This window comes from Bacillus sp. H1a (assembly GCF_000633475.1).
GTDB lineage: Bacteria > Bacillota > Bacilli > Bacillales > Bacillaceae_G > Bacillus_A > Bacillus_A paramycoides.
The window spans coordinates 210,244-230,942 of sequence record NZ_AYMH01000001.1 but is presented as its reverse complement, the minus strand read 5'-3'; the positions used below and the strand labels follow the sequence as shown (position 1 = coordinate 230,942).

Here is a 20,699-nt window from a genome sequence, read left to right as displayed (position 1 = left end):
ATTATAGATAGTCTACAAAATGTTTTCTAAATTTCACATGTACTGCTGTACCAATCAATAGCATAAAGAACACAATTCCCCAGAAATACAATGTATACATTATATCTTCATAAAACCAACCCGTTCCTAAAAAAGCATTTCGATAGCCTTGGACTATGTAGCATAATGGATTCAGCTGCATAATCTTTTGTAAAACAAGCGGTAACTTCTCAGGGGTCCATAAAATGGGAGTTAAATAGAGTAGCATCCGCATTAAAGATTGCACTATCATTTGTACATCACGTACGATCGTAGATAAAGTAGAAGTAATTAAAGAAAACGCAAAAACAAGCATAACTGTGGCAAACATATAATAGATCAATTGAATATAATAGATTGAAATCCCTTGACCCGATACTAAAAATATAAAGGTAACAATGCCTATTAATACTAGATGTTGATAAAAGTTAGACATAATTACATAACTAGGAATAACACTCATTGGAAAACTCATCCTTGAGATCATATTTAGCCTTGTATAAATAGATTTAGAAGCTTGCATAGTTGCAGGATTAATAAAGAACCATACCGATATGCCAGAAATCAACCAATATATAAATGGAACACCATTTACCCCTGAACCACCTCTTATTGCGGTTCCAAAAACAAACCAATAAATGCCCATTTGGATTAGAGGGTTTAACATTTCCCAAACGATGCCTAGATAGTTATCTTTATTTGTACTTTTAACTTGATAAATAGATAGGCGTTTAATTAAATAGAGACTATTTATCTGTTCTTTTAATACCATAATCATTGCATTCATTTTATTGTGCCTCTCCAAAAAACACTTTCTCTACTACACGTTTAGATGCAAGACCATCTTCCAAATAACAGTAGTTGTTATAGAAAGTATCATATTTTTTTTCAAATTCGCCCAATCCATCCCTTGTGAACTTCATAATCTCTTCCAATACACCTTCAGTTGTTGAAACAACTGGTCCAGGAGCTTCCTTTTCTAAATCAAAATAAAAGCCTCTTAGCTTATCACGATATAAATCAATATCATATGTATAAAAAATAATAGGTCTTTTCAAATTTGCATAATCAAAAAAGACAGAAGAATAATCTGTAATTAGCACATCTGATAATACGTACAATTCATTAATATCGATATGATGGGAAAAGTCATAAACAAACTCTTTATACGAAGCTAAATCAAACTGTTCTGCTACTAAATAATGCATCCTTAACACAATGATATAATCAGAACTTAACTTTTGCTGTAAAAGGCTTAAATCCAGTTGTAAGTCTAATTTATAACGCCCTTGGCTATAAAATTGATCATCTCTCCACGTTGGAGCATATAAAATAATTTTTTTATCTACAGGTAAACCGTTTTTTTTCTTCAGCTCTTCAATCTTCTTACAATTATTGTTTACATATAAAAAGTCATTTCTAGGATATCCAACTTCAACTACATCTTTTTTAAATTGAAATGCACTTCGGAAAATCTTTGTTGAATACGCATTCGGTGACAATAAATAATCCCAATTTTGCGCTTCTCTCTTAAAGTTTTCCTTATATTTTTCTGTAGTTGTACCTGGCATATGAACTTCTTTCATATCCATAGCTAATTTTTTTAGTGGTGTGCCGTGCCAAGTTTGTACATAAGTAGTATGCTTAGGCTTTGGAAGCCACAATGGCATCCGACTATTTGTAACCCAATATTGCGCACGTGCCATTAAAATAAACCAACGGATTGAAAAGCGCCTAACATATGGAATATTCGCCTCTTTAAACTGCTCTATATAGTTTTTATTCACACTCCACACCATTTGGAATCCTAAATGTTGCTGTTCCATATACTCGTATATCGCACGTGGATTACAACTATACTGTTTGCCAGAAAAACTTTCAAAAACAACTAATTTCTTTTGAGCAGGTAAGTGACTGCATAGTACAAATATCGTTTTACAAGCAACCTTTACTATTCGATGATTTTTTATTTTTTTGATTAGATTCATATTATTCATGCACCTTCTAACTACAATTAGCCATTTTATAAATTATCATGATAACCATTTACATTCTCACATTCAATGCCCCTGATTCAAAGACAGTAAGAAAAATTAAACACCCACGAAAAGAAGCTAAGTATTTTCCTTGGATCTCACTTAGCCCATTTACCTTACAACCTAACTTAAAGCTCAACCTCTTTTTGATCAAATAAGCAATTGACCAACTTCTTACTTGAATTCCCATCCGAATATTGATTCCAACGTGCATTGAATTGCTTCAACTTATTACTATCAAACGAATAGTTTCGCACTGTCTCAATAATTTCAGCTGAGTTATATACAACAGGTCCAGGGACATCAGCAATAAAGTCTCCAATGATTCCTCTTTTCTTCACATATTTCTTTAGATCATATGCAAAAAATATCATTGGTTTATTTAACAAACAAAATTCAAAAGGGACAGAAGAATAATCTGTTATTAAAATATCTGTTACTAAAAACAAATCATTTATATTCGGGTATAGAGAATAGTCGTATAAGAAATCTTTATACGATTCCTTATATTCCAGATTATTTCTAATAGCTGGATGTAGTTTGATCACAAGAATATATTCATCTTTTAAAGCCTCATACATTGCATCAATATTTAAATGTAAATCAAAATCTTCCAGTTCTTTATCTCTAAAAGTTGGAGCATATAAAATGACCTTTTTCCTTTGTAGATCAGGAAGACCACATAGGAGACTATTAACAATATGCTTTTGATGATTTTTATTAAAAAAAACATCTGTACGAGGGATGCCCGTTTTTAATATATTTTCCTCTTCTATTCCAAAGGCATCCATATAGATATTTGCCAAAGCATCAGAGCCTACTACAACTTTATGAAAATTGTTGTAAACCTTTAAAAACCTTTTTTGTGCGTATTTACTTCGCCTTTTAAAAGAAGGGGCCAATAATCCGAATTTTTTAATGGCACCCGCCGCATGCCAAATTTGGATACATTGTACCCCGCTTTTAAACCGGATCGTTGACAACGATCCAAAATAATTATCGATAATAACATGTTGAGATGTCGCTAAATGATACGCTGCTTGTATAGTTTGTACTATACTTTTTGTTTCAAATGCGAATGATTTTACATCCGGATAACTTTTCACTTCATACTTACAAGTTGATTTATACAAAAAAACAACTTCACAATTTACATGTTGTTTCTGCATTTCTTCATAAATAAAGATAAGATTTTCCCCATAAGACATAATAAAGGTTACCTTATTTTTAAGAGGAAATACTTTTGCTATGTTGAATAGGATTTTGAATACAATTAGATATACTGTTACAATCAGTTCTCGAAACATAATACACTATCTAGCAACTAACACTAGCTCCTGTTTAATTTTAGTAGTAGAAATCCCAACTGTTCTTGGTAAATAAACAACCTCACAGTATTCTTTCAAAAAATCAAATTCTCCTCCCCAATCATCACCCATAACAAAAATATCTACGTCATGATTAACAACATCTTTTACTTTCTGCTCCCAATTATGCTCAGGAATCACCTCATCCACATAACGAACCGCTTCTAGAATCATTTTACGATTCTCATAGCTATGATAAGATTTTTTATTTTTTAATTTGTTAAATTCATCTGAAGAAACAGCAACAATTAAATAATCGCCGAAATCTTTCGCTCTCTTCAATAAGTTAATATGTCCCCAGTGCAATAAATCGAAAGTCCCATATGTAATAACCTTTTTCATAATCGCGCCCCCTGTGAAATGTTCTTATTTTATAATTATTCACTTTAGAAATATATTCAAACTAGAGTGTCCCTTGCACCTATGTACGATAAGAAGGACTCAAATCCCCCTATGTAAATCCAAAACAAATTTACATAGATTTTACATCAAGTTCACACGAAATTCACACGAATGATTATAACATAATTTTCATTTACAAACTATGACAATAACCTAACAACTATTGTCATAGTTTGTTTAAGAAGGCGCCTTCTTATCTAGTATTACAAACCTCCTCTTACTTTCTTTTATTTACAAAAAAAGTGCGAAGGAAATATTTCCTTCGCACTTTTTAAATCATTCAAACCTTATCGCAACGCACGACGTGGTAATTTATCAATGTTCTCTAACATAATACCTGTACCAACCGCAACACAGTGCATTGGGTTTTCAGCAATTAATACTGGTAATTTTAACTCTTCTGCTAGAAGCATGTCGATACCGTGTAATAAAGCCCCACCGCCTGTTAGAATAACACCACGGTCAATAATGTCCGCAGATAGTTCTGGTGGTGTGCGCTCTAGTACGCCTTTTGCAGCTTGTACAATGATAGCCGCGTCTTCTTTTAGTGCTTCTGTAATTTCTTCTGAGCATACTGTAATTGTACGTGGTAAACCAGTTACCATGTCACGTCCGCGAATTTCAAGTTCTTCACTACGTGCACCTGGGAATACTGTACCAACTTTAATTTTAATATTTTCTGAAGTACGTTCTCCAATCAATAGCTTATACTTACGTTTAACGTAGTTTAAGATCTCCATATCAAACTTATCGCCAGCCATTTTGATAGAGGAAGAGGTAACAATATCACCCATAGAAAGTACGGCAATATCTGTTGTACCTCCACCAATATCAACAACCATGTTTCCGCTTGGCTGGAAGATTTCCATACCAGCACCAACTGCGGCTACTTTTGGTTCTTCTTCTAAAAATACTGTTTTACCACCTGAACGCTCAGCAGCCTCACGAATTGCTTTTTGTTCTACAGATGTGATATTTGTTGGACAGCAAATTAAAATGCGAGGTTTTGAAAAGAGACTCTTCACGTCCAATTTGTTAATGAAATACTTTAACATTGCTTCTGTAATTTCGAAATCTGCGATTACACCATCTTTAAGCGGACGAATTGCCACAATATTACCAGGTGTACGTCCCACCATACTTCTTGCTTCTTCACCTACTGCTAATACTTTTCCACTATTACGATCAAGTGCCACAACAGATGGCTCATTTAATACAACACCCTTACCTTTAACATGAATTAATACGTTAGCCGTACCTAGGTCAATTCCGATATCTCGCGCAAACATTCCCGTCTTTTCCTCCTCGATATTCAAAATCAGGTTACACCCGAATTCTTTTACACCTAATTTCTGATTTTATCATAATTTTAACAGAAACGTAATATTCACAAAAAGAATTTTTCTGAAAAACATTACCGAATCTGTAAGGAATGTTTGCTGTTTTGCATTTATTGACGTACAGGCTTTTCTATATCTTCTTTTCTATACTTCTGCTTTGTTGCTTCTCCCCCTCTTAAATGACGAATAGACTTATGATAATCAAGAATTTCTTTCACTTCATTTGCGAGCTCTGGATTAATTTCTGGCAAACGTTCTGTTAAATCTTTATGGACTGTACTCTTTGATACCCCAAACTCCTTTGCAATTACACGCACTGTCTTTCTTGTCTCCACGATATACTTGCCAATCTTGATAGTTCTCTCTTTGATGTAATCGTGCACACCACTCGCCTCCCTAAATTGGATGTGAGAAGTGTGAAATGAGACTCGCTGCATACGACTATGAAGTAAATGTGAGTGCTGTTTGTAAGCGTTAAACATTCTTGGATTTATAATGAAATGATTCACGATTTCTCACCTCAAACACTCTCTTTGCATTGGTTTATACCATTGTATTGCCCGCACTACTGATATATGCTACATGTTCACTATTTTTGCGGACTAAGTTAAGAAAAATAACGTTTTTGTGTGAGAAATACGTTAACAATGACAATTATGGCGAAAAAAAGTGACACCTCTTATACAAGGTGTCACTTTTCTCGTTCATACTCTTCTTCTAACAACTGATGGTGGGGAACTTCTTTCTTACCGGCAATATAATAATATAAAGCGAATAAAACAAACAATAAAATAATAGCAATCGACAGAACAGATAAAAATGACACAGTATCCCCTCCCTTTTGTAATATATATTCGAGAATCTCGTCATTTTTCCTTGTTATTGCAAATTTTTTCTCGAAACTGATTATTTTTATATGAAAATAAAAAAATCAATTCTCCTAGTGAGAACTGATTTTTTCACTTTTTTATTCTTGTGAAGAAGAATCACTAGATGATTCTGTAGAACCATTTGTTGATTTTTCTTCTTTCTTAGCTTTGTCCTCTTGTTTGCCGTTCGTCTCTTTATCACTAGTCGAACCGCTTGTTGATTTCTCTTCTTTTTGAGATTTATCCTCTGTTTTACTTTCTGGTTTCGTGCTTGTTGACTTTTCTTCTTTTTGAGATTTGTCATCAGCTTTTTTACCAGAAGCATTCGTCGCCTTTGCAGTACCTGCATCAGCTTTAATTTCTGCTACTGATTTATTTAAGTAACGCTCAGGATTCACAGCCACATTGTCTTTACGTACTTCAAAGTGAACGTAAGAACCTGCATCTTTATTCATTGTACTTAAACCGGATTTCCCTAGTACTTCACCTTGTGCAACTCGTGCACCTTTTTCTACTTTCACACTGCCTAAGCTTTGATAAGATGCCGCTACACCATTTCCACTATCTACTGTTACAACATAACCAAGAAGTGAATCTTTTTCAGCTTTCGTTACTGTACCACTTAAAGCAGCTGTAACATCGAATTCTTTTCCATTTTTCGCAGCAATGTCGATTCCTTTATTCGGGGAATATGTGTTGTTATAAAAGACAAGTGCTTTTTCTTGTTCCGCCTCAGTTGCTGCATCTTCATAGAATTTCTTCTGTACTACTACTTCTGCATTTGCTGCAGCTGGCATTTTCACTACTTCTGAAGATTTTGTTACTGGTACTGCTGGATCATCCGTTTGTGTATACGGCGTTGCTTGATCTTGGTTCGGAGCTTTCTTCGGATTAGCTCCTTGAAACCATAGCGCAACCATTAAGATTACCGCTGCACAAGCAATGTATAGTGCCGGAAACACCCATCTTCTTTGAAATAAATGTACTACTTTTCGCGACTTTTTATTATTTCTTCCTCGCATTCCATCATCACCTCAGCAATCATTTTGAACAATATTCATACATCCTATACAACCTATAACTAATTACTTTTCGACAAAATCTGTAAAAATATGTATATAAATTGTAAAATTTCCGAGGAAATGATGAAAAAAGAAAAAAACTGAGCACTTTTGGCTCAGTTTTTAGTCTAATTGTTTTTTCTTGTATACGATTAAACATGCAGCAAGCGAAATAACAAGCCAAATCCCGACATTTAGCATATGCCCACTAATACTACTAAACCCAGCTCCATCTACTAAGCTGTTAATCGCTTTCGCCATATGAGACGTTGGAAGGTACTCAATCATCGTCTTAATTACTTTATTTTCAACCATTGGCTCAAATTGTACAGCTAAATACATCGTCATTAATATCGGCATTCCAATTAGTGATGTTTGTGGTACAGACTCAGCTAATAACCCAATCACTGTTCCAATTACGATAAATAAAATCGTTCCACATAACATAATCAATCCTAGCAATAAAAGGTTGCCACTTAATTGATCCAGAATGAATAAGTTTACAATACAAATAATCAACGTCAAACATGCTGTTAATATACTTTTTCCAAGAAGAACTTCAACAGAAGATGCTGGAGATAACATTAATACACGCAATGTATGCTTTTCTTTCTCTTCTGCGATCACCATAGATTGAACAAATCCAGCAACAAAGAGGAAGCTCGTTAAAGTAATAATACTAACACCTGCACTCCCTTGCCCAAATCTGCTAAATATAAATGCAAATATAATTGGTAAAGATGCCATTAACAACACTTGTGAATTCGACTTAAAATCTTGTACTTCTTTTCTAAAAATAGCTGATACACGTCTCATTGAAAATGTCATTATAATCCCCTCCCAGTAACTTCAATAAAGATATCGCCTAGTGTTGGTTCGTGTGAATGAATAGATAACAGTTCGCCCTTTTTCATCCATTCTGAAATACGTTTTGCCCCTAATTCATCTTTTTTCACTGTTTCTTTTTGTTTATCTTTTAACACAACTTGTATTTGATCTTTCGCGTATTTTAATCGCAAGTTTTCTGGTGTATCGAGTGCTACAATTTCTCCTCCACATAAGAAGGCGATGCGGTTACAAAGCGTTTCTGCTTCGTCCATATTGTGCGTCGTTAAGAAAATCGTAGTTCCTTCTTTGTTTAAGTCTTTTAAGATTTTATGAATGTTTTGCACGTTTACTGGGTCAAGTGCAGATGTTGGTTCGTCTAAGAAGAGGATATCTGGTTTATGAAGGATTGCTCTCGCTAGTGTGACGCGCTGCTTCATTCCTTTTGATAATTTTTTCACTTGTGTTTTTTTATCTTCTAATAAGTTCACTTGTGATAGCACTTCATCGATTCGTTCTTTTTTACACTCGTATAAGTCACAAAATAGTAGTAAGTTATCATAAATGCTAAGTCTTTCGTATAAGCCGCTGTTGTCTGTTAAAATGCCAATTCGTTTGTAATCGATGCTACTTGGCCCTGTAATATCTTTCCCTAATACTCTTACAGTTCCAACGCTATGAAGTAATTGAGAAGTTAAAATTTTTACTGTTGTTGTTTTACCGGATCCACTCGGCCCGAGGAATCCAAAAATTTCTCCTTGATTCACCTCAATATTTACATTTCGAAGTGCTGTTTTTTCGTTGAAACTTTTCATTACATCTTTCATTTCAATTGCCAATGTCATTTCGTCATCCCCTTTGTTTTTCTTATATAGATGAAAGTCGCTTTCGCAAGTTCCGATTTGACTGTTTCGCTTTTCTTGACTCAATCATATGAAAAACAAAGGGTTTACGCAGTAAAATACCCGTAAAAGGAGTATTTTTACCGGTGAATGAATCGTATTTTGAGCTTATTGGAGCAATTTTATAGTCCAATTACACCTTTTAATTCATCCATTCGTCCTTTTGAAAGTGGAATTGAACTTTTTCTTTCGTCATCCAAAATTAAACTAAAACTGTTACGAGTCCAAGTAATAACTTCTCGTACCCTTTGTAAATTAACGAGGTACGAGCGATGACATCTGAAGAATCCGAAACCTGTTAACCTTGTTTCTAGTTCACTTAATGTTAATGCACATACGAAATCACCTTCACGAACGTGAATATGTGTCACTCCATTTTGCGTCTCAATGAAATGAATTTCCATCGGATCAAGTAAAATGATTTTATCGTTCACTTTCGCTGGTATTCTTTCAAGTTTCATTTGCGGAATCATTTGAACTACTTTTTCCTCATCGACCTCTTCCGCTTCTTCTTGCTCGATCTCCACTTTTTTTACACCGTCTTGATTTAATATGTATACATCCTCTGTTAGCGAGAGCGCATCCGATAAGAAGGACGATGTAATAAAGATTGCCTTTCCTTGTTCTTTCATTTTCATAATTGCTTTTCGAATAATAATCGTACTCTCTGTATCTACATTTTGCTCTGGCTCTTCCAAAATAACTAAATCCGGATTATGAATCATAACTCGCCCGATATGAAGACGGCGTTTCTCTGAAAATGACAATTTTTCTATTTTAACGTTTAACTTATCTAGGAGACCAACATATTGCACTACTTCTTCCATGCTCATATTTGATTCATAGAGACCTAATAAGAACTTGAAGTATTCCTTCACCTTCAAACGGTCATATGCTTCATCTTTCAAAAAGCAAAAGCCAATGCGGGAATACACTTTCTTTCCAATTGGATCTTCTTCAAATAGCACACTGCCTGAAGAAGCCTCTTCTTCTCCGATAATAATACGGTGCAACACTTTAGCTGTATGATTGTTACATTGCAGAACAACACATTGTCCTTTCTCAACTTCCAGTTCAATTGCCGGTAACTGGTTCGTCTTCCCTAACTGTTTCAACTCCAGTAGCGCCATTTCGTCTCCCCCAAATGCTTTTTATCCTATTATACCAAACAATTAATGGAAAATTATGATATTTAATACATATTTACATTACATCAAAAAAGAAGGCTATCCAAATGAAAGGATAGCCTTCTTCTCTATTTCTGCTCCACCATATAAGTCTTCAACTGATCACGAAGCGCTCGTTTTAGGAACTTACCTACAGATGTTTTCGGAATTTCATTTACGAATAAAATATCATCTGGCATCCACCATTTCGGGAATTCTGCTTCTAGTAAAGCATACAGTTCGTCTCGTTCTACTGCTTGTCCTTCTTTTAATACGACGCAAGCAACAGGACGCTCTTGCCATTTTTCGTGCGGAACTGCTACGACAGATGCTTCTAATACTTTGTCATGTGACATTAAAGCATTTTCTAAATCTACCGAAGAAATCCATTCACCGCCGCTTTTAATTAAGTCTTTCGTACGATCGGCAATTTTAATAAATCCTTCCGAATCAACTGTAACAATGTCTCCTGTATGAAGCCAACCATCTTTCATTGATTCTTCCGTACGTTCATCGTTATAATAGCTACCGGCAATCCATGGGCCGCGCAGGCAAAGTTCTCCCATTTCTTCTCCATCCCATTTAATTTCACCGTCTTGTCCAATCACTTTCATTTCTAATCCTGGGAATAAATACCCTTGGCGAGAACGTAAATTATAATATTCTCCTTTCGGTAAATCACGCTGATACGATTTCGGGCAGTTAATTACAACTGCTGGACTCGTTTCTGTCATTCCATATATTTGTCTAAATGCAATTTCATATTTCTCTTCATACGTACGAATCATACTTAACGGAGCAGCCGATCCACCTGACCATATCGTTTTTACACTGCTAATATCATATGGATGTTTTTCTAGTTCCTGCAATAAACCAATCCAAATGGTTGGCACGCCAGCCGTAATTGTTACTTTCTCTCTGTCGATTAGTCCCGCCAAAATCTCTGGCGTAAAATGCGGTCCTGGTAATACGAGTTTCGTACCAAACCATGTACTCGCAAACGGTAATCCCCATGCGTTAACATGGAACATTGGAACGACAGGCATACAAGTGTCTACTTCTGATATATTCCCACCATCTGCAAGTCCGAGTGTATAACTATGGAGTGCGATACTACGGTGTGTGTAAACTACGCCTTTCGGTTTTCCTGTCGTAGCTGATGTGTAGCACATACCAGCCGGTTCTTTTTCATCTAAATCTTTTACAAACGGAAATGTCTCATCGCCTTCTTCGAGTAATTGGTCGTAATGGTATGCTAGTGATAGTGTTGTGTGAGGTAGTTTATGATCGTCTGTCATAATAATAAAGGCTTTTACGTGTGGAATTTCGTGTTGAATACTTTCTAATATAGGTACCATGTCTTCATCGACAAAAATAATTTTGTCTTCTGCATGGTTAATAATATATGAAATGTGATCAGCGGAAAGCCTTAAATTAATCGTATGTAGCACCGCCCCGATTCCTGGAATCGCAAAGTATGCTTCCAAATGCCTATGATGGTTCCAAGCAATTGTACCTACTTTATCCCCTTGTTCAATTCCCATTCTCTTTAATACGCTAGCAAGCCTTCTTGTCCGCTTTGCAATTTCTCCGTATGTTAATGTATGAATACGAGATGCAGTCCGTGAGACAACTTCCTTTTTTGAAAAATATTTCTCCGCTCGTTCCATCATTGACGGAATGAGAAGTGGTACATCCATCATCATTTTTCATTACCCCCTGTTATTATGTTTTATATATTCACATAACTGTATTATAACACGCAGTGCGCAGGGTAACTTCCATTTATTTCTACAAATAATGACAAAAAGAGCTGTCCCATAAGTCGAACTTTTGACTAGGCGACACCCCTTTATATTTTCTCCTTTACAACAAAAAGGAGCTGTTCCAAAATATCTTTTGGAACAACTCCTTCTAGTAACGACATCTATATCAAATCAACAAAAGTGTACGTGCACTATAATCCCTATTTTTTCACCATCAATTTCCCTTCATAATCATTCATCGTTTTAATTTCAATACCTTTATAGTAATGAGCAACGATATCTGTATATTTCTTACCTTCTTTCGCCATACCGTTTGCCCCATATTGGCTCATACCGACGCCATGGCCGAAACCTTTTGTCGTAACGACGATGTTATTACCTTGTTGTTTCCATGTAAAGTCAGAAGAACGTAAATCTAATTTTTCACGAACTTCTTTTCCTGTTAATGTTTTCCCTTGAAACTCTACATCTTTTACCCGTTTTCCTTCTGTAAGGTCTTTAATGTTTCCAATCTTCCCGTCTGGTAGTACTTTCACACCAAGACGTTTTTGAAAGTCCGTCACTGTAAATGTTTGCTCGCTCGTAAATTTTGGAGATGCTTGATCCCATGGACTGTCTACACTCTTTAAGTACGGATAATCATTCCCCCAATAATCCGCTGCATTTTCTGTTCGACCGTTACTCGTTGAGAAGAAAGAAGCTGAAATTGGCTTACCTTCATACGTTAAAACTTGTCCTGCTGTTTTAGAAACTGCTTCCTCGATTTTCTTTAAATTATTTTCGTAGTTATTCCCCCACTGTTTCTTCAGTTCCTCTTTACTTTTGTACACTTGATCTTTGACCGTGTCTGTCACGTCCGCATTGTTTTTCTTACCTCCGCTTAGCATACGCTGCACCACGAATGTTCTTGCTGCTAATGCCTGCGCCTTTAGCGCCTCTATTTCAAAACTGGCATTCATCTCAGAAGCTACTACACCGGTTACATATTCCTCCATAGGCAATGTTTCTACCTTTTTCTGCTGATCGCGATATACAGCAACTTGAACCGCTGTATCAACTTTCCCTGGAGCTGGTATGCTTTGTACGACTGGAGGAGTTTTAGGAGATTCTTCCCCTACCTTTGCTTTCGCAAACGGAATGACAAGGACGGCAGGTACAATGATAACGAGCGCTATTAAAAGCGCCATTGTAATGAAAAGTGGCTTTGAAAATTTCATCCTATTCCCCCAATATAAAGTTGGCTTCCTTTCATTCTTATGGAACTAAGGGGGCTTTTAGAACATACTTAGGGGGATCGGTATAAAGTGAAACTTTGATCAGTGAGGGTTTTATTCATCCCCCACTGACTATTAGCCCATCCCAACCGGGCATGTGCGGGATAAAACAAAAATTTTCTAAATATTTTTACTGAGACGTGCATAAGTATAGAATTTATTGACTATAACAGTAATAGTTAAAAAAAATAGCCTCTACGTCAAAAGACATAGAGACTATTTCAATTAAGCGTGAAGATCAGAAACTTCTTGTTCTTTCACTTCTTCTACTTTTTCGTTTACACGTTCAATAGTTGCACCTAATGCAGCTAATTTCTTATGGAAGTTTACATAGCCACGGTCAAGATGTTTTAGCTCGGTTACACGAGTGTAACCTTCTGATACTAAACCAGCTAAGATTAATGCTGCTGCTGCACGTAAATCAGTTGCGCCTACTTCAGCACCTTGTAAGCTGTTTGGACCGTTCATAATAACAGAACGACCTTCGATTTTAATATCAGCATTCATACGACGGAATTCTTCAACGTGCATAAAGCGGTTTTCGAATACCGTTTCTGTAATCATACTTGTTCCATCAGCTTGTAGTAATAATGCCATCATTTGTGATTGCATGTCTGTTGGGAAACCTGGATGAGGCATAGTTTTAATATCAACCGCTTTTAACTTATCTGGGCCGATAACACGTACACCTTCATTTTCCTCAATAATTTTAACACCCATTTCTTCCATTTTCGCCGTAATAGAGCGTAAATGTTCTGGTACAGCATTTTCAATTAAGATGTCTCCACCAGTAATTGCTGCTGCAACCATGAATGTTCCTGCTTCAATACGGTCAGGAATAATAGAATGGTTTGCACCATATAACTTATCGACACCTTCAATACGAATCGTTCCAGTTCCAGCTCCGCGTACTTTCGCTCCCATCGCATTTAAGAAGTTAGCTAAGTCAACGATTTCTGGCTCTTTTGCTGCGTTTTCAAGGATTGTTGTCCCTTTTGCTAATGTAGCTGCAGACATAATGTTTTCTGTCGCGCCTACGCTTGGGAAGTCTAAATAAATTTTAGCTCCTTTTAGCTCTCCCTCTACGTATGCCTCAACAAATCCATTACCAACTTGCACTTTCGCTCCCATTGCTTCGAAGCCTTTTAAATGTTGGTCAATTGGACGTGAACCAATTGCACATCCACCAGGAAGTGCAATACGAGCACGACCGTTACGTGCTAATAATGGTCCCATTACTTGAACAGATGCACGCATTTTACGTACATACTCAAATGGTGCTTCAATGTTTAATTCTTTAGAAGAATCGATTGTTACTTGGTTATTTTCAAATACGACTTCAGCGTTTAAATGACGTAATACCTCGTTAATTGTGTATACATCAGACAAAACTGGTACTTCAGATAGTACATTCTTTCCATCACTCGCTAATAGGGCTGCAGCGATTATAGGTAATACAGCATTTTTTGCGCCCTCAACACGCACTGTGCCGTTCAACCGCTTTCCGCCACGGACGATGATCTTTTCCAAATTATTCCCCTCCGTGTCCTTTTTTCAGTATCTATTCACTCAATACTCAGAAGTTATGATCGGTGTGCCAACCACAATTGTATCTTTGTTGTCTGTAGAACGTATTGCTATTTGCACATTTATTTTCTCTCTATTTGTTGAAAGAGCGTCATTCCACTTTTTATTATATGCGGAGACTGATACAAATGCTCTTTCTTCTATCTGTTCGATCGCTCTTGCTGAAAGATCTTTCAAAACCTGATTGGTTTTATTTTGCAAAACACCTTCAATCTTATCATTCAGTACACCTTGAACACAAGTATAAATTGTAGGTTTTTCACTAAAAATTTTATCCATTTTCCGAACGTACTTCGGGTCCCATTTCGCCCCGCTTACTTCAAAAATAATGAAAGTGTTTTCTTTAGTATTTTCCTTACTCCAAGTTACTACTACTCGTTCTTCATACGAAGAAGATTTTTTATAGGATGTAGCTTTATATCCATCTGGAGATTGTTCTAATTCCCAACTTTCGATATGTGCCTTTTCCTTCACTTCATTTAACAATTTTTGAAACGTATGTATATTAGAAATTGTTTTCGTTTCTCGCGCTAACCATGACCACCGCTCTACTTTTGCATCGTTCTTCTCTAAAGCTGCGATCATGCTCTCCATTTTCTGTTCATCGCTTATAGGTTTCATCTCTCTATATCCAACCAAAAATAAAACAACACTTACGACAACGATAAGAATGGCTTTAAACTTCAATTTCATCCCCTCCTATCCCCATTGTTAACGGAGACATGAGGTTCTATACACTTACTTTACTAAATACGTTAAACTCTTCGAATAGCCTAAATAATCAAGGAAAAAGTTACTTACAGATGTCCCAATTGCAATTGTAATTAGGATGAGTAACACTCTCGTCTGCATCACTTTCCCAGACTTCATTAAGCGCTCAATGTGAATACCTTGTAAGGCCCACCACGTAATGGTAATAAATAATAAATGCGAAACAATGGCAATCAGTGCTTGTTGCCCTAAAAGTTGTGCCAAAAAATCGACCCCTTTTTTGCTTGGCTACTACTTACGCAAAATGTAAAAACGATACCATAATAAGTAGGAGCCACACTTTTTCACACGCAAATAAGTATCTTACATTTCACATCGGAATTTTCTTTTGAAAAACATATACCTATAGGCGTTTTCATTTGCTGCTAATCCAAAATAAAAAGCGTAGAGTACGGACTCTACACCTTTTATTTTCACTATTGTACCACGTTCCCTAAGAAGAAGAAATCTTTCATTAATGGAAAATATTCATAAAAGAAATTGTAACCAATCATCGGCATAATCCCTAGTATTACAATCGAAATTGCGCAAAGGCTCATGACAATCTTTATATTTAACGGTAACTGAATTTTCTCTTCTGTCTCTCCAGTACGGAAAAACATTTGCTGTAAAATCCGGAAATAATATATGAGTGAAATAACCGTCGTACCCATCATAATAGAAGCTAACACGTAATGAGCTGGTTCTACATGAAGTGCTCCTAAAAAGATGTTAATCTTTCCGATGAAACCAGCCGTCCCCGGTATTCCAGCTAGCGATAAAATAAAAACTGTCATCACTATAGCGGTAAATGGCGATCGCTTGTATAATCCTGTGAAAATCGTCATATTTTCCTTATTGTTTTGTAAGATTAATCCGTGGATGATTGCAAATGCTCCTATATTCATGAGCATATACGCCAGCATATAAAACCACATACTATCCATCGTAAACTGTGATAGTGCCACGAGAGGCACGAGCAAATACCCAGCATGCGCGATGCCCGAATAGGCAAATAGGCGTTTTACATTGTATTGCTTTAAGGCTACTACGTTCCCAACAATCATCGTAATACTAGCTAGCACCACAATGTATATGCTCATACGCCCATACAAGGATTGCATATCCCCTTGGATTGCCACACTTGCAAATACCATAAGGAACAGGCGCGTAATGAGTAGAAACCCCGCAATTTTAGAAATCGTCCCGAGAAAGGCTGTGACAGGTGTCGCCGCTCCCTCATATACGTCTGGTGCCCACATATGAAACGGCACTGTTGCAATTTTGAAAGAGAGCCCAACGAGCAATAGTAGAAATGCGAGAGCTAATAATAACTGAATGCCACCAGCCAACTCTTGCGTCAATACCTTTTGCATTTCCACTATGTTGGTCGATCCTGTAATACCGTATAAATAACTCATTCCAAAGAGCGTAATCGCTGTTCCAATCCCTCCGTTAATGACGTATTTCATTGCTGCCTCATTTGATGCGCGGTTTCTTTTTCGAATTCCTACTAGAATATACGAAGAAAGCGAAAGCAACTCTAAACCGACGAATAGTGTGATGAAATCAACGCTAGAAGCCATGAACATCGCTCCAAGAAGCGCCATTAACATTAAGTAATAATATTCTCCCTTATCTCGAATAGGATCCTCTTTGTCATCACTCATTGCCATACATAAGACGAGAGCTGCTCCGATTAATAACAACGTTTTAAACCCTTTTGAAAATCCATCTAATACAAACGATCCATTTAAAATATCTCCTGCCGGTTCGCTATATAGCGTAATTAATGACACTATCGCTAATACGACAGCGGCAATTGCACCAATCGCTACGTACCTATGGTTCAGCTTAAAAAACAAATCACATATGGAAAGAAGGATGGCAGCCCCGAGAATAATGAATTCTGGTACCATGAGGTGCCATGATAAGCTAAGTAACGTGTTCATATCCATCCTACTTCACCCCCAATGTTTTCAATGTATTTTGAAGCGGATCCCCTAGTAGTTCTGGCATTACTCCAATTGCAATAATACAAACGATAAGCAATATAACAGGGACGTACTCCCATCCGTGTATATCAGATTTCGCTTCCCATTCTTTCTTGCCAAATGTCACTTGAAGTATCGCTCTTAATACGTATACAGCGGTTAAAATAATCCCAAGTACACCGACAGCGGCGATGACTGGTTCCCCTTGGAATAAACCGAGAAAGGCAAGGAATTCGCTAACGAATCCAGACATTCCTGGCAGTCCAAGCGATGCCATACCGCCCGCAAGGAAGAAACCGCTAAGCACCGGAACACTTTTTGCGAGTCCGCCAAGTGCTGTAATATCCGAAGTCCCGAAACGTTGTTCAATTATGCCTAGTAAGAAGAAGAGTAACGCTGCAATTAAACCGTGAGACACAACTTGGAATAACGCCCCCTGTGTGCCTGGTGCATTTAACGCCGCAAGCCCCATTAAAACAATTCCCATATGTGAAATACTAGAGTAAGCAAGTACCTTTCTAAAGTCCGTTTGGATAAGTGCTAGAAAGGCCCCGTACAATAAATTAATTACCCCTAAAATCGCGATTAGCGTTGCAAACTCACGAAAGTATTCTGGGAATAACCCCTTCCCGAAGCGAATAATACCGTACGCTCCAATCTTCAGCAGAACTCCCGCATGAAGCATAACTACAGCAGGATGCGCTTCTATGTGCACATTGACCATCCAGCGATGCAAAGGAAAAATGGGTAGTTTAATCGCAAAGGCAACCATTATGGCAAGAAATAAACCGAACTGTAAGCTACTCGAGACGAGCGGTCCTCCCCCAGCAGTTACACTCGTTAATATCTCTTTAAGCTCCGCAATATTTGTCGTACCTGTTTTCGCAAACAAAATTGAGAAAACGATGAGTAAAATGGCTGATCCAATACCGTTATATATTAAATAACTATATGCAGCCTTTTCACTCGCCAATTTCCCCCACTTGCCAATTAATAAAAACATTGGTGGCAACGTAATTTCAAGGAAGATAAAGAACAGCATTAAATTTTGAGCAGCGAAGACACCGAGCATCCCTATTTCTAACACGAGTAATAGCATGTAGAATGCTTTTAAATTTCTTTTAATGGAAAATGCCGCAATTGCTGCGAGCATCGCTAGAAGTGCTGTGAGTACCATCATTACAAGCGATAGACCATCAATACCAAGCTCGTAATAAATCGAAAACAACCTTTTGTCCACTGCCGCAAAGTCCCCAAATTTAATCCATTTCACTTTTTCATCAAATATCGATAAGCTCTTTTCAGAGGCGTATGTACAAGCAAGGACGATAGCGATTCCAAATGGAAGCGCTGTTCCGAATAAACCAAGCGCTCGCACCGTACGCGATTCTTTTTTCGGCGTTAATAACAGTAAGAGAATTCCTAACAGCGGGGAAAAAATGAAGAACGTTAATAGCAACTCATTCATCGTAAATCCCCTCCCGTATATAACAAAATAATTACGAGTACCGCGAGCGAAACTGCCGTTACAGTGCCGTACACTTGTACATTCCCGTTTTGAAGCTTCGCCCCTAGGCCGCTCACACCTTTAACTAAACCCCCAATTAAAACTGCGACTCCTTCTACAACATATACTTCAAATAAGCGAAGCATATGAGCGATTCCTTTCGTAATAGGAAGCACCGTAACATTATATAGTTCATCCACATAATATTTTTCTTTCAAAAGGTTATAAAGAGGTGTCCCCCCTCCCGCGGCCCAATCTCTAGAGATAGATTTCTTGCCATATATGAAATACGCGAGGACAATTCCCGCAAATGAAACGAGCGTCGCTACAACCATAATCCAAGCTGGCCCATGTACATCTTTTACTTTGAACCCTACATCCTTCGTAAGCCAATCTCCGAGAAACGTCCCAAACCACGGTGTATTTACATATCCTGCTACTACTGCAAGAACACCGAGGACAATCATCGGATACGTCATTGTGCGAGGCGATTCATGCACCCCTTCCTTCGTCTTCGTTTCTCCCGTAAAGACAAGAAAGTATAGACGGAACATATAAAATGCTGTTAAAAATGCCGCAATTACCGCTAAAACGAATAGGAAGTAATTACCATCCATCCAAGTCGCCGCTAAAATTTCATCTTTACTAAAAAACCCGGAAAGGAGAGGAACGCCGCTAATGGCAAGTGTACCTATTAAAAACAGCGCAGCAGTTACTTTCATCTTCTTCTGTAAACCGCCCATTTTATTAATGTTTTGCGTGTGCACTGCATGAATTACACTCCCTGCAGCCAAGAACAGTAATGCTTTAAAAAAAGCGTGTGTCGTTAAATGAAAGACACCAGCTACATAACCAGCAGAGCCTAGCGCAAGCATCATGTACCCGAGCTGACTAACTGTAGAATAAGCAAGCACCCTCTTTATATCAGTTTGTACAAGACCGATAGAGGCTGCAAAGATTGCGGTGAAAGCACCAACGATTGCAACTGTTTGCATCGCTACAGCACTTGCTGAAAATAGAGGGAACATCGTTGCTACTAAATATACGCCAGCTGCAACCATCGTTGCCGCATGAATAAGTGCCGAAACAGGTGTCGGTCCTTCCATTGCATCTGGCAACCACGTATGAAGCGGGAACTGACCCGATTTCCCCATCGCACCGATAAAAATTAAAATCGCCGTTATTGTAATCATGGTAGGGGAAAGATCACCCGTATAAATCGCCTTAAAAATCGCCTCATATTCAAAACTACCTGCGTTCCAAAAAATTAAAATCATCCCAACAAATAACCCAACATCCCCAATACGTGTCATAATAAAAGCCTTTTTCGCAGCAGCCTTCGCTTCTTCTTTAAAGAAATAAAAACCGATAAGTAAAAATGAACCGAGGCCGACTAACTCCCAAAATATATAAAGCTGTAATAAATTCGTCGATATAACAAGTCCAAGCATCGCAAATGTAAAGAGCCCTAAATATGCATAAAAGATTGGTAATCTTTCGTCACCCTTCATATAACCTTTCGAGTACACATGTACAAGAAAGCTCACAAGCGTAACGATAAATAGCATTAAAGCTCCTAATGCAGTAACCTCAAAACCAAATGATATATCTATATCTCCGACCCTAAGCCATATCCATTTATGTTTCACTGCCTCGGATGAAAATCGTTCTATTAGTACAACTACCGCTCCTATAAAGGAGAGAAAGGTGAAGAAAATACCTAGTACACTGCTTCCCTCTCTAATCTTCTTCCCGAACATAATAAGTAACAAAAACGAAACAAGCGGGAAAAGCGGTATGAGCCATGCATAATCGATCATTGTTTCCTTCCCCCT

The 20,699-nt window shown here is 37.3% G+C and carries 19 protein-coding genes; all 19 read right to left on the bottom strand.

Annotated elements, in window-relative coordinates; all coding sequences use genetic code 11:
• Nucleotide 1: 1 nt before the first annotated feature.
• Entirely contained in the window at nt 2–805 is an 804-nt protein-coding gene (locus tag U860_RS0101130) for an ABC transporter permease (protein WP_025147073.1), read from the bottom strand.
• 1 nt (nt 806) lies between these two features.
• Nucleotides 807–2,006, bottom strand: a complete 1,200-nt coding sequence (locus tag U860_RS0101125) for a CDP-glycerol glycerophosphotransferase family protein (RefSeq protein WP_025147072.1) — start codon at nt 2,004–2,006, stop codon at nt 807–809.
• A gap of 176 nt (nt 2,007–2,182) precedes the next feature.
• Nucleotides 2,183–3,361, bottom strand: a complete 1,179-nt coding sequence (locus U860_RS0101120; protein ID WP_029952795.1) for a CDP-glycerol glycerophosphotransferase family protein — start codon at nt 3,359–3,361, stop codon at nt 2,183–2,185.
• A gap of 6 nt (nt 3,362–3,367) precedes the next feature.
• The gene (gene tagD, locus U860_RS0101115; RefSeq protein ID WP_025147070.1) at nt 3,368–3,763 is read right to left on the bottom strand and encodes a glycerol-3-phosphate cytidylyltransferase; all 396 of its coding nucleotides are present in this window, start codon (nt 3,761–3,763) and stop codon (nt 3,368–3,370) included.
• A gap of 347 nt (nt 3,764–4,110) precedes the next feature.
• Nucleotides 4,111–5,112: a rod shape-determining protein gene (locus U860_RS0101110; RefSeq protein ID WP_025147069.1), complete on the bottom strand. Its 1,002-nt coding sequence runs from the start codon at nt 5,110–5,112 to the stop codon at nt 4,111–4,113.
• Nucleotides 5,113–5,273: 161 nt separating this feature from the next.
• Complete coding sequence (gene spoIIID / locus U860_RS30990) at nt 5,274–5,546, bottom strand: sporulation transcriptional regulator SpoIIID (RefSeq protein ID WP_000544010.1); 273 nt, start codon at nt 5,544–5,546, stop codon at nt 5,274–5,276.
• Between the two features lie 308 nt (nt 5,547–5,854).
• Nucleotides 5,855–5,989: a hypothetical protein gene (locus U860_RS0101100; protein WP_025147067.1), complete on the bottom strand. Its 135-nt coding sequence runs from the start codon at nt 5,987–5,989 to the stop codon at nt 5,855–5,857.
• A gap of 141 nt (nt 5,990–6,130) precedes the next feature.
• Entirely contained in the window at nt 6,131–7,054 is a 924-nt protein-coding gene (locus U860_RS0101095) for a M23 family metallopeptidase (protein ID WP_025147066.1), read from the bottom strand.
• 162 nt (nt 7,055–7,216) lie between these two features.
• Nucleotides 7,217–7,921 carry an ABC transporter permease gene (locus tag U860_RS0101090; RefSeq protein WP_025147065.1) on the bottom strand — a complete coding sequence of 235 codons (705 nt, stop codon included), beginning with the start codon at nt 7,919–7,921 and terminating at the stop codon, nt 7,217–7,219.
• Complete coding sequence (locus U860_RS0101085) at nt 7,921–8,763, bottom strand: ABC transporter ATP-binding protein (protein ID WP_025147064.1); 843 nt, start codon at nt 8,761–8,763, stop codon at nt 7,921–7,923. Before U860_RS0101085 ends, U860_RS0101090 begins: the two co-directional genes overlap by 1 nt.
• 179 nt (nt 8,764–8,942) lie before the next feature.
• Nucleotides 8,943–9,950 carry a LytTR family transcriptional regulator DNA-binding domain-containing protein gene (locus U860_RS0101080; RefSeq protein ID WP_025147063.1) on the bottom strand — a complete coding sequence of 336 codons (1,008 nt, stop codon included), beginning with the start codon at nt 9,948–9,950 and terminating at the stop codon, nt 8,943–8,945.
• A 125-nt stretch (nt 9,951–10,075) separates the two neighbouring features.
• Nucleotides 10,076–11,692 carry a long-chain fatty acid--CoA ligase gene (locus tag U860_RS0101075; protein ID WP_025147062.1) on the bottom strand — a complete coding sequence of 539 codons (1,617 nt, stop codon included), beginning with the start codon at nt 11,690–11,692 and terminating at the stop codon, nt 10,076–10,078.
• 260 nt (nt 11,693–11,952) lie between these two features.
• Nucleotides 11,953–12,969 carry a stage II sporulation protein D gene (gene spoIID / locus U860_RS0101070; RefSeq protein ID WP_002174328.1) on the bottom strand — a complete coding sequence of 339 codons (1,017 nt, stop codon included), beginning with the start codon at nt 12,967–12,969 and terminating at the stop codon, nt 11,953–11,955.
• 282 nt (nt 12,970–13,251) lie between these two features.
• Nucleotides 13,252–14,556, bottom strand: a complete 1,305-nt coding sequence (murA, locus tag U860_RS0101065; protein ID WP_025147061.1) for a UDP-N-acetylglucosamine 1-carboxyvinyltransferase — start codon at nt 14,554–14,556, stop codon at nt 13,252–13,254.
• A gap of 39 nt (nt 14,557–14,595) precedes the next feature.
• Nucleotides 14,596–15,300, bottom strand: a complete 705-nt coding sequence (locus tag U860_RS0101060) for a YwmB family TATA-box binding protein (RefSeq protein WP_025147060.1) — start codon at nt 15,298–15,300, stop codon at nt 14,596–14,598.
• Nucleotides 15,301–15,351: 51 nt separating this feature from the next.
• Entirely contained in the window at nt 15,352–15,588 is a 237-nt protein-coding gene (locus U860_RS0101055) for a DUF1146 family protein (protein ID WP_002174331.1), read from the bottom strand.
• 212 nt (nt 15,589–15,800) lie between these two features.
• Complete coding sequence (nuoN, locus tag U860_RS0101050) at nt 15,801–17,315, bottom strand: NADH-quinone oxidoreductase subunit NuoN (RefSeq protein ID WP_025147059.1); 1,515 nt, start codon at nt 17,313–17,315, stop codon at nt 15,801–15,803.
• A gap of 7 nt (nt 17,316–17,322) precedes the next feature.
• Nucleotides 17,323–18,825 (bottom strand): NADH-quinone oxidoreductase subunit M, encoded by a 1,503-nt coding sequence (locus U860_RS0101045; RefSeq protein WP_025147058.1) that lies wholly within the window; start codon nt 18,823–18,825, stop codon nt 17,323–17,325.
• Nucleotides 18,822–20,684: an NADH-quinone oxidoreductase subunit L gene (gene nuoL, locus U860_RS0101040; RefSeq protein ID WP_025147057.1), complete on the bottom strand. Its 1,863-nt coding sequence runs from the start codon at nt 20,682–20,684 to the stop codon at nt 18,822–18,824. Before nuoL ends, U860_RS0101045 begins: the two co-directional genes overlap by 4 nt.
• Nucleotides 20,685–20,699: the final 15 nt, after the last annotated feature.